The 16,344-nt window shown below is 59.0% G+C and carries 17 protein-coding genes; 5 read left to right on the top strand and 12 right to left on the bottom strand.

Features of this window, described 5'->3' with window-relative positions:
• Positions 1 to 342: a TIGR01244 family sulfur transferase gene (locus tag NIZ92_RS03305; protein WP_009463890.1), complete on the top strand. Its 342-nt coding sequence runs from the start codon at positions 1 to 3 to the stop codon at positions 340 to 342.
• Between the two features lie 87 nt (positions 343 to 429).
• Positions 430 to 891, top strand: coding sequence for a universal stress protein (locus tag NIZ92_RS03310; RefSeq protein ID WP_035271213.1), 462 nt, complete (start codon positions 430 to 432; stop codon positions 889 to 891).
• Positions 892 to 952: 61 nt separating this feature from the next.
• On the opposite strand, the gene NIZ92_RS03315 is transcribed toward NIZ92_RS03310, so the two are convergent.
• The 5 genes from NIZ92_RS03315 to NIZ92_RS03335 are packed head-to-tail and all read right to left on the bottom strand — an operon-like array spanning position 953 to position 7,106.
• Positions 953 to 1,204 (bottom strand): formate dehydrogenase subunit delta, encoded by a 252-nt coding sequence (locus tag NIZ92_RS03315; RefSeq protein ID WP_009463888.1) that lies wholly within the window; start codon positions 1,202 to 1,204, stop codon positions 953 to 955.
• Entirely contained in the window at positions 1,201 to 2,067 is an 867-nt protein-coding gene (fdhD, locus tag NIZ92_RS03320; RefSeq protein ID WP_254002702.1) for a formate dehydrogenase accessory sulfurtransferase FdhD, read from the bottom strand. Before fdhD ends, NIZ92_RS03315 begins: the two co-directional genes overlap by 4 nt.
• Positions 2,068 to 2,099: 32 nt before the next feature.
• Complete coding sequence (fdhF, locus tag NIZ92_RS03325) at positions 2,100 to 5,021, bottom strand: formate dehydrogenase subunit alpha (protein ID WP_060186304.1); 2,922 nt, start codon at positions 5,019 to 5,021, stop codon at positions 2,100 to 2,102.
• 13 nt (positions 5,022 to 5,034) lie between these two features.
• Complete coding sequence (locus tag NIZ92_RS03330) at positions 5,035 to 6,603, bottom strand: NADH-quinone oxidoreductase subunit NuoF (protein WP_083054150.1); 1,569 nt, start codon at positions 6,601 to 6,603, stop codon at positions 5,035 to 5,037.
• Complete coding sequence (locus NIZ92_RS03335) at positions 6,600 to 7,106, bottom strand: formate dehydrogenase subunit gamma (RefSeq protein WP_254002703.1); 507 nt, start codon at positions 7,104 to 7,106, stop codon at positions 6,600 to 6,602. The genes NIZ92_RS03330 and NIZ92_RS03335 overlap by 4 nt, the downstream gene beginning before the upstream one ends.
• Positions 7,107 to 7,306: 200 nt before the next feature.
• Here NIZ92_RS03335 and NIZ92_RS03340 point away from each other — a divergent pair, with 200 nt between their 5' ends.
• From NIZ92_RS03340 to mobA, 3 genes are all read left to right on the top strand, one after another.
• Positions 7,307 to 8,413: a substrate-binding domain-containing protein gene (locus NIZ92_RS03340; RefSeq protein ID WP_026485086.1), complete on the top strand. Its 1,107-nt coding sequence runs from the start codon at positions 7,307 to 7,309 to the stop codon at positions 8,411 to 8,413.
• 69 nt (positions 8,414 to 8,482) lie between these two features.
• Positions 8,483 to 9,727 (top strand): GTP 3',8-cyclase MoaA, encoded by a 1,245-nt coding sequence (moaA, locus tag NIZ92_RS03345; protein WP_254002704.1) that lies wholly within the window; start codon positions 8,483 to 8,485, stop codon positions 9,725 to 9,727.
• On the top strand, positions 9,724 to 10,323 hold the full coding sequence (gene mobA, locus NIZ92_RS03350; RefSeq protein ID WP_115634241.1) for a molybdenum cofactor guanylyltransferase MobA: 600 nt from the start codon (positions 9,724 to 9,726) through the stop codon (positions 10,321 to 10,323). The genes moaA and mobA overlap by 4 nt, the downstream gene beginning before the upstream one ends.
• Before the next feature lie 229 nt (positions 10,324 to 10,552).
• Here the strand turns inward: mobA and glp are convergent, their stop codons facing one another.
• From glp to NIZ92_RS03385, 7 genes are all read right to left on the bottom strand, one after another.
• The gene (gene glp / locus NIZ92_RS03355) at positions 10,553 to 11,758 is read right to left on the bottom strand and encodes a gephyrin-like molybdotransferase Glp (protein ID WP_254002705.1); all 1,206 of its coding nucleotides are present in this window, start codon (positions 11,756 to 11,758) and stop codon (positions 10,553 to 10,555) included.
• 100 nt (positions 11,759 to 11,858) lie between these two features.
• Positions 11,859 to 12,389 carry a molybdenum cofactor synthesis domain-containing protein gene (locus tag NIZ92_RS03360; RefSeq protein ID WP_060186308.1) on the bottom strand — a complete coding sequence of 177 codons (531 nt, stop codon included), beginning with the start codon at positions 12,387 to 12,389 and terminating at the stop codon, positions 11,859 to 11,861.
• Positions 12,382 to 12,861, bottom strand: a complete 480-nt coding sequence (locus NIZ92_RS03365) for a molybdenum cofactor biosynthesis protein MoaE (RefSeq protein WP_042483149.1) — start codon at positions 12,859 to 12,861, stop codon at positions 12,382 to 12,384. Before NIZ92_RS03365 ends, NIZ92_RS03360 begins: the two co-directional genes overlap by 8 nt.
• Position 12,862: 1 nt before the next feature.
• Positions 12,863 to 13,120 (bottom strand): molybdopterin converting factor subunit 1, encoded by a 258-nt coding sequence (gene moaD, locus NIZ92_RS03370; protein WP_009463873.1) that lies wholly within the window; start codon positions 13,118 to 13,120, stop codon positions 12,863 to 12,865.
• 19 nt (positions 13,121 to 13,139) lie between these two features.
• A complete protein-coding gene (gene moaC / locus NIZ92_RS03375; protein WP_009463872.1) occupies positions 13,140 to 13,643 on the bottom strand; it encodes a cyclic pyranopterin monophosphate synthase MoaC in 504 nt (167 codons plus the stop codon).
• A 79-nt stretch (positions 13,644 to 13,722) separates the two neighbouring features.
• Positions 13,723 to 14,361: a response regulator transcription factor gene (locus NIZ92_RS03380; RefSeq protein ID WP_254002706.1), complete on the bottom strand. Its 639-nt coding sequence runs from the start codon at positions 14,359 to 14,361 to the stop codon at positions 13,723 to 13,725.
• A complete protein-coding gene (locus NIZ92_RS03385) occupies positions 14,354 to 16,324 on the bottom strand; it encodes a PAS domain S-box protein (protein WP_170978552.1) in 1,971 nt (656 codons plus the stop codon). Before NIZ92_RS03385 ends, NIZ92_RS03380 begins: the two co-directional genes overlap by 8 nt.
• Positions 16,325 to 16,344: the final 20 nt, after the last annotated feature.

The raw sequence follows: 16,344 nt of genomic DNA on the forward strand, positions 1-16,344 counted from the left end.
ATGTCCTTCCCGCACCAGTTTTTGACCGAGCAATTGGCCGTCGCCCCTCAATTATCGGGAGAGGACATGCAAGCCGTGGCCGATGCCGGTTTTAAAAGTGTCATCATCAACCGTCCCGATATGGAAGGCGGTCCCGACCAGCCCTTGTCGGCAGACGTGATGAAGGCCGCCCAGGCGGCAGGTTTGCAGGTGGAGTATCAGCCAGTAGTGGGTAGCGCTATTACTTCTGCTGATGTTGCCCGTTTTGGTCAATTGCTTGAAGCCTTGCCTGGCCCGACTTTGGCCTACTGCCGCACGGGTACTCGCTGTGCCGTATTGTTCCGCGCATTGAACGAATCCTGACCTGGCTCAAGGTTCAGGTCTGTACTAGCTTGTCCTGTGCCGGTATGCAGCGGTAAGCTATCTGTCTCCATTCAAAGGGGTTATGCCATGTTCAAGAAAATTCTGATTCCAACTGACGGTTCCGAGCTCTCCTCCCAAGCAGCCAACAAAGGCGTGACCTTTGCCCGCCAAATTGGTGCCGAGGTTCTGGCTTTGCACGTGACGCAGCCATTTGCTGCCACCGTTGGTTTTGATGGTATGGCTGCTGCCTACGCCATCACCGACGAGGACTACGACAAGACCGCCAAAGAACAGTCGCAGAAATACCTGCAACAAATTCTGGACCGTGCCGAGACCGCTGGCGTCAAGGCTACCGGCAAATCCGTATCGAACTTCAACGTGGCCGACGGTGTGGTTCAGGTTGCCGAGCAGGAAGGCTGCGATCTGATCTTTATCGGCAGTCACGGCCGCAGTGGTCTGTCCCGCCTGTTGTTGGGTAGCGTGACCATCAAGGTGCTGAATATGGCCAAGAACACCGTGCTGGTGTACCGCGTCAAAGAAAGCGATTAATCGTTTTTCAGCCCAAAGAAAAAGCCCGCCTAGGCGGGCTTTTCTGTGTCTGCGGCAAGTCTTATTGGCTGCGTGGCTCCAGTTGCTGTTTATGGGTCACGACTGCCTGCAAAACAATAGGCAGCAGCTCGCCATCCTCGCTTTTACCGCTGGGATTTTGTTCCACAAAATCCAGCAGGGAGCGGCGCATGCGCGGGTCCCAGAATTTCTGGATATGTTCCGCAATCTCGCGCAGTCCTTGTTCCCGATTGCTCAGGATTTCAAAGAACTGACCGATCTGGTTGGCCATGGGAATCAAAGGAACAATGTTCATGGTGATGTGGCCGAGCGTGACTCGGCAGAATTCAGATAGTGGGGATGGCTGTACAGCGTGAAGCTGCGGTCACGGGCGAAGGCGGCCAGCATGACACCCAGTTCATCGGCAATCTGCACGGCATAGGCGGTGGGGGCGGAGACGGCCACCACAAAGTTGATGCCCATGGCAGCGGCCTTCTGGACCATCTCGAAGCTGGCACGGCTGGAGATCAGCACCATGCCAGAGCGGGGATCAATATCGTTGCGCAGCATGTGGCCCAGCAGCTTGTCCAGCGCGTTGTGGCGACCTACATCCTCACGCACGGCCAGAATATCACCTTGCAGATTGCACCAGGCAGCCGCATGGGTAGCGCCCGTCAGACGATGCAAGGGCTGGCTGGAGCGCAAGGCATCTAGGGCCTGGAAGATAGCAGCAGCATCGGGGCAGTGCTCGGGAGCGTCCAGGCGGGGTAGCTGTCGGCGCACCTCGTCCAGACTTTCCAGACCACACAGGCCACAGCCTGTACGGCCAGCCAGCTGACGGCGACGCGCCTTGAGCTGATGCTGGCAAGCACTGGCAATCTCGATTTGCAGCAGGCTGTCGCGCTCGCCTTCCAGCACATCCACGCCGCGTATATCGTCAGCGGTACGGATGATGCCCTCGGTCATGGAAAATCCGTAAGCCAGATCCTCCAGATCGCTGGGGCTGCATAACAAGGCACTATGGCTGATGCCATTGAACTCCAGAGCCACGGCCTGTTCGCGCGCCAGCACATCCTGATCCTCTTGGGGCAGGGTGTCAGCTTGTGCTTCTGCTGGGGTACGCGCCTGCCGCCATACGGTGGCAGGGGCGCTGGCATCACGAAAATCTGCCTGGCTCACGTGGGCAACTCCTTAGGGCCTGTTGGGACGCATCATACTTTCGCGACGGCCTCGGCATGCTCATGCGAATGGCTGTGATCCGCCTGGGCCAAATCCTCGGCCGGGACGGTCTCGCCTTGCAGGAGGCGCTGCTGAATATCGTGGAAACGGTTCCAGCGATTTTGCCAGGCCGACTCGGAGGTCACGCGCTGAATTTGCACGGCCGTCACCTTGTACTCGGGGCAGTTGGTTGCCCAGTCCGAGTTGTTGGTGGTGACCACGTTGGCGCCCGACTCGGGAAAGTGGAAAGTAGTATAGACCACCCCTGGCTGCACTCGTTCGGTCACCGTCGCGCGCAGGGCGGTCTCGCCCGCACGGCTCTTGACCGAGACTTTGTCGCCACTGCGAATGCCACGATCTTCGGCATCCACCGGGTGAATTTCCAGCAAGTCCTCTGCATGCCAGGCCACGTTGTCGGTACGGCGGGTTTGTGCGCCCACGTTGTATTGCGACAGGATACGGCCGGTGGTCAGCAGCAAGGGGAACTTGCGGCTGCTGCGCTCTTCGGTGGGCACGTACTGAGTCAGCATGAAGCGGCCCTTGCCACGCACGAACTCGTCGATGTGCATGGTGGGGGTGCCTTCAGGCGCCTGTTCGTTGCAAGGCCATTGCACGCTGCCACCCAGTTCCTGGATGCGATCGTAAGACACGCCGGCAAAGGTCGGGGTCAGACGGGCGATCTCGTCCATGATCTGGCCGGGATGCTCGTAATTCATGGGGTAGCCCAAAGCACGGGCCAGAGCGCAGGTGACTTCCCAGTCGGCCATGCCCGCCTTGGGCTCCATCACTTTGCGTACGCGCGAAATGCGGCGCTCGGCGTTGGTGAAGGTGCCGTCTTTTTCCAGGAAGGATGAACCGGGCAGGAACACGTGGGCGTACTTGGCGGTTTCGTTCAGGAACAGATCCTGCACCACCACACACTCCATGGCGGCCATGGCGGCGGCCACGTGCTGGGTGTTCGGGTCGGACTGAACAATGTCTTCGCCCTGGCAGTACAGCCCCTTGAAGCTGCCACTCAAGGCGGCGTCAAACATATTGGGAATGCGCAGACCGGGTTCAGATTGCAGAGATACGCCCCAGGCCTCTTCAAACTGCTGGCGTACGCTGGTGTCGGAGACGTGACGGTAGCCGGGGAACTCGTGCGGGAAGGAGCCCATATCGCAGGAGCCTTGCACGTTGTTCTGACCACGCAGCGGGTTCACACCCACACCTTCGCGGCCTACGTTGCCGGTGGCCATGGCCAGGTTGGCAATGGCCATCACGGTGGTGGAGCCCTGGCTGTGTTCTGTCACACCCAGGCCGTAGTAAATCGAACCGTTGCCGCCGGTGGCGTACAGACGGGCTGCGCCACGGATGTCGTCGGCGGACACACCGCAGATCTCGGCCATGGCTTCCGGCGAGTTCTGGGGCTGGCTGACAAAGCTGCGCCATTCATTGAAGGCCGCGGTATCGCAGCGTTCGGCCACATAGGCCTCGTTCACCAGATTTTCGGTGACGATCACGTGGGCCATGGCGGTCAGCATGGCGGTGTTGGTGCCTGGACGCAGGGGCAGGTGATAGTCGGCCTGGATGTGCGGCGAGCTGACCAGTTCAGTCTGACGCGGGTCGATCACGATCAGGCGGGCACCTTGGCGCAGGCGACGTTTCAGGCGCGACGCAAATACGGGGTGAGCGGCGCTGGGGTTGGCACCCATCACGATCACCACGTCGGTGTGCATCACCGAGTCAAAGGTTTGCGTACCGGCGGACTCACCCAGGGTCATCTTCAGGCCGTAGCCGGTCGGGGAGTGACACACGCGGGCGCAGGTGTCTACGTTATTGGTACCAAAGGCGGCACGAACCAGCTTTTGCACCAGATAGGTTTCTTCGTTGGTGCAACGCGAGGAGGTGATACCGCCCACCGCGTCACGACCGTGCTGATCCTGAATGCGACGGAACTCGGAGGCGGCGTAATTGATGGCCTCGTCCCACGACACTTCCTGCCAGGGGTCCGTAATGCTCTTGCGTATCATGGGGCTCAGGATACGGTCCTGGTGCGTGGCGTAACCCCAGGCGAAACGACCTTTCACGCAGGCGTGGCCACGGTTGGCCTTGCCGTCTTTCCAGGGTGTCATGCGAATGACTTTGTCGCCCTTCATCTCGGCCTTGAAGCCGCAACCGACACCGCAATAGGCGCAGGTGGTGATGACGGCGTGCTCGGGCTGACCCAGGTCGATAACCGACTTTTCCATCAAGGAAGAAGTCGGGCAGGCCTGGACACAAGCACCGCAGGAGACGCAATCGCTGCCCAGAAAACCATCGTTCTGGCCGGCAGTGACGCGCGATTCAAAACCACGCTTGTCGATGGTCAATGCAAAGGTGCCCTGAACTTCCTCACAGGCGCGCACGCAGCGATTGCAGACAATGCATTTGCTGGAGTCGTAGGCAAAGTAAGGGTTGGAATTATCGGTAGTATCGTCCAGGTGGTTGGCACCATCAAAGCCGTAGCGCACGCTGCGCAGGCCCACCACACCGGCCATGTCTTGCAGTTCGCAATTGCCGTTGGCAGGACAGGTCAGGCAGTCCAGCGGGTGGTCGGAGATGTACAGCTCCATCACGTTGCGGCGCAGCTTGTGCAGGGTGTCGTTTTCGGTTTGGACGACCATGCCTTCTTCCACCAGGGTGGTGCAGGAAGCAGGGTGGCCGCGACGGCCTTCAATGTCCACCAGGCACAGACGGCAGGAGCCAAAGGCCTCCAGCGAATCGGTGGCGCACAGCTTGGGAATATTGATGCCGGCCAAGGCGGCTGCGTGCATCACGGAAGTGCCGACGGGCACTTCAATCAATTTGCCATCGATGGTCAGGTTGACCATCTCGGTCTGGGTCGAGGCTGGGGTGCCCAGGTCACGTTCGCGTACGGCGACTGTTTCTTTCATGGTGATCTCCGTCTTAGACCTTGGCCAGGTCCTGCTCGGTTTGCGGGGCCAGTCCAAAATCCTGGGGGAAGTGTTCCAGCGCGGACAGGACGGGATAAGGGGTCATGCCGCCCAAGGCGCACAAGGACCCGGAGAACATGGTGTCGCACAGGTCGCGCAGCAGCTCGACATGGTTGTCCATGTCTTCGCGGCGACGGATCTTCTGGATGGTCTCCACACCACGCGTAGAGCCGATGCGACAGGGTGTGCATTTGCCACAGGATTCGATGGCACAGAATTCCATGGCGTACTGCGCCATGTGGGCCATGTCCACCGTATCGTCAAAAGCCACCAGGCCACCGTGGCCGACCATGGCATTGATCTTCATGTAGGCTTCGTAGTCCAGCGGGACATCCCACTGGTGTTCGGGCAGATAGGCTCCCAAGGGGCCACCGACTTGCACTGCACGCAAGGGACGACCGCTGGCACTGCCACCACCGTAGTCGTACAGCAATTCGCGCAGGGTGACGCCAAAGGCTTTTTCCACCAGGCCACCGTTTTGCAGATTGCCGGTCAATTGGAATGCCAGCGTGCCACGCGAGCGGCCCATGCCGTAGTTCTGGTAGTAAGCACCGCCCTTGGCCAGAATAACTGGCACGGAAGCCAGGGACACTACGTTATTGATGACCGTAGGCTGACCAAACAAACCTTTGATGGCGGGCAGAGGCGGTTTCACACGCACCACGCCGCGCTTGCCTTCCAGACTGTCGAGCAGGGCGGTTTCTTCACCACAGATGTAGGCGCCGGCTGCCTTGCGTACTTCCAGATCGAACTCGCAGCCGCTGCCTTGAATGTTCTTGCCCAACCAGCCTGCTGCGCGCGCCGCCACAATGGCTTCGTTCAGCGCCTGCACGGCCAGCGGGTATTCGGAACGCACGTAGATGTAGCCATAGGTCGCACCGACGGCCAGACCGGCAATTGCCATGCCTTCAACCAGGCACAGCGGATCACCTTCCATCAACATGCGATCCGAAAATGTGCCCGAGTCGCCTTCGTCGGCATTACAGACAATGTACTTCTGCTGTGCCGGGGTGTTCAGTACCGTGTTCCACTTGATGCCGGTCGGGAAAGCGGCACCGCCACGACCACGCAGGCCGGAGTCGGTCACTTCTTTCACAATGGCGGCCGGTTCCATGCTCAGCGCCTTGCGCAAACCTTCGAAGCCACCACAGGATTGGTAATCGGCCACGCTGACCGGATCAATAATCCCCACACGGGCAAAAGTCAGGCGTTCCTGATTCTTCAGGTAAGGGATGGCGTCCGTCAGGCCGTGGCACAACTTATGTGCACCGCCTTGCAGGAAACCAGCGTCGAACAGACCGGGCAGATCTTCAGTCTGGACAGGGCCGTAAGCGACGCGGCCTTCAGCCGTTTGCACTTCCACCATGGGCTCCAGCCATAGCAAACCGCGCGAGCCATTGCGCACAATCTGCACATCCAGACCGCGCTCCTGAGCCTGGGCCGCCAGTTGCTGGGCAATCTCATGGGCGCCCATGGCGACCGCTGCGGTGTCGCGCGGAACGTAAACGGTAATGGTGCTCATGACTGGGCCTCCTGGCTGCTTAGCAGGGCATCCAGTTTTTCGGGGGTGACGCGTGCATGGGGTACGCCATCGAGCATGACGGCGGGGGACTGAGCACAGAGGCCCAGACAGTAGACAGGCTCCAGCGTGTACTGGCCGTCGTCGCTGTTTTCATGGAAGTCGCAGTTCAGGCGGCGACGGGCATGAGCGCTCAGCTCCAGTCCGCCCCGCGCCTGACAGGCTTCAGCCCGGCAGATTTCCAGGGTATGAGTCGCGTGGGGCTGGGTGCGGAAATGGGCGTAAAAAGAGATAACGCCATGGATTTCCGCACGGGACAGAGCCAGCTGTTCGGCCAGCACCGGCACCACGGACTCGGGAATACAGGCAATCCGGTCCTGAATCGCGTGCAAAATAGGCAACAGGTTACCTTTCTGGCCGGCGTGCTCCTGCACGGCCTGCAAGGCGACCTCTTCAGGAGTCAGACCGGACAGGTCCTGCTCCTGGTGATGAGGGGTTGTTTGCATGTCCTGTGTGCGCGGTGCCCGAATAGGGTGCCTGCGCCTCCATATTTTTTATGCACAGCCGTGCATATTATTTGACAGTGTTTTCCCTTGTAATCTAACCACTTAAGTCCATAACTTCAATAAGCAATATTTCGCATATATAATGTTTGGTACATGCAGCACAAAACATAAATACGAAAACACACTGGTCTTAAAAACACATGACCAAACAGAAATTCAAAGCCCGGCTGCGCTCTGAATGGATTCTGGAAAATGCAGACGGCGTGGACCTTCCCATGGGGGATGTGTTGCGTTTGTTGGGTGCCATCGAGCGACTGGGGCACTTGGCGGGAGCCAGCAAGGAATGCCAGTTTTCCTACAGACATGCCTGGGGCTTGTTGCGTAATGCCGAAAAACAGTTTGATGCGGCCTTGCTGGAAACCTCCCGGCGCAAAGGTACCAAGCTGACCGAGTTCGCCCAGCGTTTGCTGTGGGCGAATCGGCGACTGGATGCGCGTCTGACGCCAACCCTGGAGAGCATGGCTTCCGAGCTGGAAGAGGAGCTGGGCCGCTTGTATGCGCAGCCTCTGGACCGTTTGCGCTTTCAGGCCAGTCACGGATTTGCGATTGAAGGCCTGATGCGTTTTGCCAATGAGCACGATGGTCTGCCGCTGGAGCTGCGCTACCGCACAGCCATTGAAGCGCTGGCTTCGCTGGAGCGCGGGGATTGCGATCTGGCCGGTTTTCAGGTTCCGGTGGGTGAGTTCGAGGTGGCTGCCATGCGCCGTTATGGGCAGTGGCTGTCTCCGGCGCGTCACAGGCTGATTTTCCTTTCCACTCGCCGGACCGGCTTGTTTGTGGAGAAGGGCAATCCCAAGAACATCACCGGCATGGCCGACTTGTTGCGGCCCGATGTGCGCTTTGTGAACCGTCAGATGGGGTCCAGTACCCGCTTTCTGGCGACCTTGCTGCTGGGGCAGTTAGGGGTAAACACGAATGCGGTGCTGGGCTTTGAAACAACAGAATTGACACATATGGCGGTGGCGGCTCACGTTGCCAGTGGCATGGCCGATACCGGCCTGGGTGTGGAAACAGCGGCCAGCCGATGCGGGCTGGAGTTCATTCCCCTGGCCCAGGAGCGTTATTTCATTGCGGTCGAGCAAGAAGCGCTGGATAAGGCTCCTATGCAGGAACTGATGAACGTGATTGGCGGTTCCGCGTATAGTCAATTCATGGAAGATCTGGTGGGTTACGACCCACGGGGTTTGGGACAGATCATGACGCTGGAACAGGCATTCGGGCAGGCTGCCGACATGCTCTGGCGTTAGACCCCATTGCATGACGAAAACACACACCATGAGACGGGGACGAACCCTGTCCTTGAAAAAGAGAACACCATGAGCGATGAGCATGGGCCAAAACGTGAACCGGTGTCCGTAGACCAGGTTCAGTACAGGCCATATCAAGAAGCAGCTCCCCCAGGTTCCGAGGCCCGGCCCTTGGAGCCGAGTGACCCGCAGCCTGCTGGAGCGGGAGTTATGCCGTCCGGCGTCGAGCAGGGGGCGCAAGCGGGTGCTGCAGAGCCTGCACGCCGCCCGACCGTGCGGATTGCCGCTGTGTCAGGGCAACCTTTGGACAAGCGTCACCGCCCATTTCGTGACCTGCGCATTTCCCTGACTGACAAGTGCAATTTCCGCTGTACCTACTGTATGCCGCGGGAAGTCTTTGGCACGGACTACGAGTTCCTGCCTCATTCTTCCCTGCTCAGTTTTGAAGAGATTGAGCGCGTAGCACGGCAGGCCGTTGCTCTGGGCGTGCGCAAGCTGCGCCTGACGGGTGGCGAACCGCTATTGCGTCGAAATATTGAAGTGCTGATTGCCATGTTGGCCAAGCTGCGTACACCGGAAGGGGATGCGGTGGAGCTGACTTTGACCACCAATGGCACCTTGCTGGGTCGCAAGGCTCAGGCCTTGAAAGACGCGGGGCTGAATCGTGTCACCGTCAGCTTGGACGCCTTGGACGATGCCCGTTTTACTCAATTGAGTGATAGCGGCGTGTCGGTCTCCACCGTACTGGATGGCATTGCCAAGGCACAGGCCGTGGGTTTGAGCCCGGTAAAGGTCAATATGGTGGTGCGCAAAGGGTTGAACGATGATCAGATCTTGCCCATGGTGGAGCACTTCAAAGGCTCGGGCCAGATTCTGCGTTTTATTGAATATATGGACGTGGGCACCAGCAATGGCTGGAATCTGCAAGAAGTGCTCAGCGGTGCGGAGATTGTGGAACGTATCCAGTCCCGTTTCGAGTTGGAGCCAGTGGCCGCCCAATACCGTGGCGAAGTCGCCAGCCGCTGGCGCTTCAAGGATGGGACGGGCGAAGTTGGCGTGATCACCAGCGTCACTCAACCCTTCTGTGGAGACTGTTCGCGCATGCGTCTTTCGCCCGAAGGACGCCTGTTTCTGTGCCTGTTTGCTTCCCAGGGTTATGATGTGCGGGCGCAATTGCGCTCGGGTGCGTCCGACGAACAGTTAGCCGCCTATATGCACGGCGTCTGGACGGGACGGCAGGACCGATATTCCGAGATTCGGGGTGAGCAAACCACGAGTCGTGACCGTATCGAAATGAGTTATATCGGCGGATGATAAGCACACAGGACATCAGCGGTATTGTGCTGGCGGGCGGACGAGCCCGCCGTTTTGATTTGTCGGGCCAGATCGATAAAGGCTTGCTGCTCTTGCAGGGTCAGCCTTTGGTGCAGCATCTGGTACGTCGCCTGCGTCCGCAGGTGGGGACTATCCTGATCAGTGCCAATCGCAATCCCGAGCAGTATGTCCATTGGGGGCGTGTGGTCCCTGATGCCTTGGAGCTGGAGGGCTATCTGGGTCCGCTGGCCGGTTTGGCCAGTGTGCTGGATCAGATCAGTACGCCGTGGGCCTTGTCCTGCCCGGTGGATTTGCCTTTTGTGCCAGTGGATCTGGGCAAGCGTTTGATCAAGGCCGTTGAGGAGCAGGGCGCTGTGGCTGCCTACGCGCAGGCAGAGCGTAGCCACCCTTTATGCCTGTTACTGCGCACCGATCAGGCTGCGGGCCTGAAAGACTATCTGCTTAGCGGCGAGCGCCGTGTCATGAGCTGGCTGGAGAGCATAGGTGCGGTGGAAGTGGATTTCCGCGATGCGCCTGAACATGCTTTTTTCAATATCAACACGCCGCAGGATCTGGATCAGGCGCAAAGCTGGTAAGTCTGTTGCAGTGGCTTTGCTGCGCAAGTATTGATGAGCAGAGGAAAGCAGAGGCGGGGTTGGTTGTTCGTGCATGAGCGTTCCGTTATGCGGCCCTCCTGAGCAGTCGGCTGTCTTTTCGTGAAGTAACTTTAAATAGCTCCAAACCAAAACAAACAACACAAAAAAAACCGCCCTGATCAGGGCGGTTTTTGTATGGCTAGTCCAAAGCGTGAATAAGCGTCCGAGCTTATGCCTGCCACTGGCTGTATTCGTACAGACGCACCACATCGCCGGGGGCGATATGAGAGTCAGCAGGGATACGTGCCAGCGCTTGTGCCCAAGGTAAGGAGCTGATGACGCCCGAACCCTGATTGTCGAAGGGGCGCACCAACAGGCGGCCTTGCTCGTCGTTGTCTACTTGTACTCGGATGAATTCTTCGCGGTCACCTTCAAAGTGGCGTTCACCTTGCAGCACGCCGTAACGTGTGGTCGGCAGCACGTGCTGCCGACCTTGCAGACGACGAATCAGCGGCGAAACCATCAAGGAAAACACGGCGTAAGAAGATACCGGATTGCCGGGCAGGCAGACCAGAGGCTTGTCGGCAATGTAGGCTAGCGCCAGCGGTTTTCCCGGCTTCATGCGCACTTTCCATAGATCCAGCTGGCCGCCTATGCCTTCGATGGCAGGCTTCACAAAGTCTTTTTCCCCGACCGAGACACCGCCTACGGTCAGTACCAGGTCGCAGCGTTGCAGCAGCTCTTTCAGAGCGTCCTGAATGGCTTCCAGCGTGTCTTTGGCATGCACTGCATGCACAGTTTCAACACCCAGCGCCTGCAGTTGCGCACGCAGCATGGGGGCGTTGGAGTTGTAGATCTGGCCGGCTTTCAAAGGCTGGCCAGCAGGAGTCAGCTCGTCGCCTGTGGTCAGAATGCCGACGGTCAGCAGCGGGTACACCTGTAGCTGAGCATGGCCTTGCGCGGCCAGCTGAGCAATATGGGCTGCGGTCAGTTTGGTGCCTGTTGTGATCAGCACTTCACCAACGCGCATGTCCTCGCCCCGGCGGCGGATGTTCACGCCAGCCACGGGCATTTCCAGAATGCGCACACCTTGTTCGTCCTCCTGGCAGTTTTCCTGAATCACCACCGTGTCCGCACCGGGTGGCAGCATGCTGCCGGTAAAGATGCGAATCGCCATGTTCTCTTTCAGTGTTTCAGGAATGTCGCCGGCATAGCAGCGCTGCTGAATGGGCAGGACCTTGCCGTCGGCAATATCCGCCAGGCGCAGGGCATAGCCATCCATGGCGCTATTGTCGGCGGGCGGCATGTCCAGCTGGGCTTGAATATCCTGGGCCAGAATGCGTCCCAAGGCTTGCGACAGATCGCAGGTTTCGGTTTGGGTGGGAACTTGCCCTGCCTGGGCCAGCCTTTGCTGTGCTACGTCAAATTCGATCATAGGATGGATAAATTCGATAAAACAATTCGTGGCTCGGTGCGTCAGAGCACGGTGGAAAGGAGGTCGTTCGGGAGCTGTCGCTGTCATACCGTTGCAGGTATCAGGGCTTGGCTGGCTCCAGATATTCAGAGGCAAAATTGCAAGGGCGATGGTGGCTGTCCAACTGCTCTTTCAAGATTTTTTCCCAAGCCAGCTTGCACGCACCGCCCGAGCCGGGAATGCAGAACAGCAAGGTTCGGTTGGCTGTTCCCGCCAGAGCATCGGATTGCAGGGCAGAGGAACCAATATCCTGATAGGACAAGTAGCGGAACTGCTCGCCAAAGCCGGTAATGACCTGATCCAGCAAAGGCGTAACCGCTGCAATCGTGGATTTTTTATGACTGAAACCCGTACCGCCATTGCAAATAATGACATTGATTTCCGGGTCCAGAATCCATTGGCTGAGCAGGGCGCGGATGGCGTAGATATTGTCCCTGCTGATGGCGCGCTGCACGCAGTAATGGCCGCTGTCAGTCAGGCTGGCCGCCAGATAATCGCCGGAGGTGTCATCATCCGGGCCACGGCGGTCCGAAATGGTCAGCACAGCAGCGTTCAGGCGAACAGCGGGTAAATCGGTCTTGGCTTTAGACATGCTTGTCGGTGTCCGCAGAGGTATTCCAGGAGTCCGTTTTCTGGGCGTCGCTGTCGCGCTGCTGTACCCAGAAACGCTTGCCGTCAGCCAGGGTTTCGCGCTTCCAGAAAGGGGCGCGGGTTTTCAGCACGTCCATGATGAATTCGCAGGCGCGAAAAGCGTCGCCACGGTGGGCGCTGGTGACGCCGACATAAACGATTTGTTCGGTCAGGTGCAGTTCGCCCACGCGGTGCACGACCAGCGTATCCAGTATGGGCCAGCGTTGACGGGCCTGATCGCAAACCGCTTCAATTTCGCGCTCGCACATGCCGGGGTAGTGTTCCAGGAACAGGGATTCGGTGGCGGTGCCATCGGCCTGATCGCGCACATAACCGGTAAATGTCACCATGGCACCGGCCTTGCCGCCAGCCGTGGCGCGCAGCTCGGCATTCAGGGCGGCAACATCAAAATCTTCAGTCTGGATACGAATCATCTCAACCTCCGGTGACGGGCTCGAACACGGCCACTTCATCGCCGGGGCGGACAGGGTCGGTAGGCTTGGCGTGAAACTGGTTGACGGCCACATGCAGGCGGCCGGCCATATCGCTTAAATTCGGGTGGCGTTGCAGCAGGGCCTCGGTCCATTGCTGGACAGTGCCTTCCTGGGGCCATTCCCAGTTTTCCTGGCGCTGGCCTGTGCGTTCGGCCACTTGGGCGAAGTACAGGACGCGCAATGTCAAAGGGCTTGTCATGCTATCTCCGTGAAAGGGCTTAGAGCTGGGCAGTCCAGGTCCCGCTTTTGCCGCCGGTTTTCTCCAGCAAACGGGTCTGTTCGATCACAATGCCTTTGTCGGCCGCTTTGCACATATCGTAAATGGTCAGGGCGGCAATGGAGCAGGCCGTCATGGCTTCCATCTCTACGCCGGTGGTGTAGCGGGTGCGGCAGGTGGCCAGCACGGCAATGGTGCCTGCTGCGGCGTCGCTTTCAAAATCAATGCCGACAAAATCCAGGGGCAGGCTGTGGCACATGGGAATCAGTTCGGCACAGCGCTTGGCGGCCAGCACACCGGCCACGCGTGCGGTGTTCAGCACTTCGCCCTTGGCATTGTGCTGAGCCGACAGCAACTGGTAAGCAGCGGGACTCAAACGCACCACGGCGCGGGCCGTGGCCGAGCGGGAGGTGGCGGATTTGTGGCTGACATCGACCATCTGAACTTTTCCATCTTCATCCAGATGGGAAAGGTGCAAATCTGTGTTTTCGGTAGTGGTGCTCATGATCGCTCCGGGACCGGGCCTAGTGCGCGGTTCTAATTGTTTATGGTTGCATTATATACACCCGGCGCGGTGGCTCTGGCTAAGGCCCCGGCGGGTTGCGGTCTTCCCGCAAGCGGGCCGGGTCCAGCAGTCGGGCCAGTTCGATCAGGGTGCGAGCCTGCATTTTTTCCAGTGCCCGAGCGCGGTGCACTTCCACAGTGCGCATGGTGATGCTCAGGTCCTGGGCAATCTGCTTGTTCAGCCGTCCCTCCAGGGCCAGGGCCAGCACTTCGCGCTCGCGCTGCGACAGGGTGTCCAGCCGCTCCTCCAGTGCCTGCTCGTTGTCCCGTTCTTCCTGACTGGCTTCGTAGCTGCGCAGCACGTCCAGTACCCGGTCCACCAGATCGTTATCGTTAAAGGGCTTTTCGATGAAATCCGCCGCGCCTTGTTTCAGCGCGGTCACGGCCAGAGGGAGGTCGCCGTGGCCGGTCAGGAAAATAACGGGCAGACGGGATTGGCGCTCGCGCAATTGCTCGAACACTTCCAGGCCGGACAGTCCATCCATACGTATGTCGAGCAGGATGCAGCCCTGCGTTTCGGGGCTCAGGTCATTTAGAAAAGCCTCGCCGCTGTCCCAGAGTTCGGTGTTGACCTGACGGGTGGAGAACAGCCAGGCCAGGGCATCGCGGATGGCCGGGTCGTCGTCCACGATGTGGACCAAAGGAGCGCGCTTAGTCATGTTCGATCAAGGGTAGGGAAAACAGGAAAGTGGCACCGTGGGGAACCCCGTTTTCAAACCAGAGTTTGCCATGGTGCAACTCCACGATGGAGCGGCAAATATTCAAGCCAATACCCAGACCTTGGGCTTTGGTGGTGGTAAAGGCCTGGAACACTTCTGCCATGATCGTTGCTGCCACGCCGGGGCCCTGGTCGGCCACCATCACAAGCACGACACCATTGCTGGCCTGCATGGTCACTTCCAGTACCCGGCGTTCTGGCTCCAGGCCCGACATGGCTTCGGCGGCATTGCGCAGCAGGTTGAAAATCAGTTGTTCCAGCAGTACCTTGTCGCCCATTACGGGCAGGTTTTCGGGGTGGGAGGGCACAATCAATTGAATCTGGTGATGGCGCAGACCTGCCTTGGCCATGGCCAAGGCGCCTTGCAAGGCATCGGGCAAATTCAGAGGGCTAAGCTGTGGATCGCGCTTGCGCACAAAGTCGTGAATGCGGTGGATGATTTGCCCTGCGCGGCGGGTTTGTTCCGCCAGGCTTTCCAGACCGCGACGCAGTTGTTTCGGGTCCAGCGGTTCATTTCCCAGCAGGTTCAGGGAACCAGCCGCATAGCTGGCAATGGCCGAGAGCGGCTGGTTCAGCTCGTGGGCCAGTGTGGAGGCCATTTCACCCATGGTAATGAGCTTGGCCGTGTGGTGGAGCTGTTCGGATTGGGAACTGGCCAGGGCTTCGGCCTGCTTGCGCGAGCTGATATCGATGATGGAACTGATCCAGCCCACGTGCCGTTTTTGCGCGTCAATCAGCGGGGATTCAAAGACCTGCACATCAACACGTGAGCCGTCCGGGCGCTGGAACAGGGTGTCAAAAACTTGCACCGAGCGGGAGGATTTCAGTCGATCTCGACGCTCCAGTGTTTCATCCATCATCTCCGGCACCCACCAGGGCATGGGTGGGGCCAGACCAATAATTTCTTCGCTGCTGCGGCCCACCAGTTCGCAAAACGCCGGGTTCACATACAGCACCTTGCCGTCCAGATCGCGGGCGCGCATGCCAGTCACCATGGAGTTTTCGATTGCGCTGCGAAAGGCTTGCTCCTGCATCAGGGCCAGCTCGGCATCACGGCGTTTGCGAGCGTAGTGATGTTGCATGGCCAGGTTCACCACAGCCAGCAGGGCCAGGCCCGCAATCACGGTCAGTAGCAAGGTGAAGGTGGGGATGTTCTTTTGCGGGTAAGGCGTCATCAGTAAACGCACACCATGCAAGGGCGGGTCTACCGACATGGCGTAGCGCAACTGGCTTTCGCCCGGCTCGCCTTTGGAGCGTGTGGCCAGTGTCTGGTCGCTTTGGTCGATCAGGGAGACGTGATATTGCTCGGCAATCCACCAGGGCACGTTTTCCATCAGGATGGTGGCCAGGGAAAAGGTGGCGCGCAAGGTGCCGACAATATCGTTGTCTTCGTAGATCGGAACCACCAGGTCCAGCACGCTTTCCTGGTGTTCATTGGAGTAGTAGGCCGGTAGCCAGGTGGACGTGCGCGGCGTGCTGACGTGGGCTGCAATCCGCGTATCAGCACCGGGCGGGCGCACCAGCAAGGTGGTGCCAAAGCGATCCTGCACGGCCACTTTCAGCAGATCCGGGTGGATGGTCTTGAAGTGCTGTAATTGCGTCAGCGCGGTCTGGGTCGTGACGGGCTGGGACTGGACTTCAATTTCGCTGGCAATGCGGCTTAAATTGTTCTCGTGCGAGCGCAGCTGAAAGGACAGGGATTGCTCCACCCACAAGGCATTGCGTATCAGCTCGTTGGACTGCTCCTCATCCCGTTCCTTATTGACCGCCCAGGCAAACACGCCCATCAGCAGCACAATAATCAGGATGGCCAAAATAGGCACATAGGTGCTGATCGGGTAGGCCGCCAGAGTGCGCGAGGCCGCTTGGCGTATGAATCCGGACGGACGGGCAAGACGCATCATGACAAATGGTTTCGGATTTC

Origin of the sequence: Alcaligenes sp. 1735tsa3 (genome assembly GCF_024134565.1) — a bacterium.
In the GTDB taxonomy this organism is placed as follows: Bacteria; Pseudomonadota; Gammaproteobacteria; order Burkholderiales; family Burkholderiaceae_B; genus Alcaligenes; species Alcaligenes phenolicus.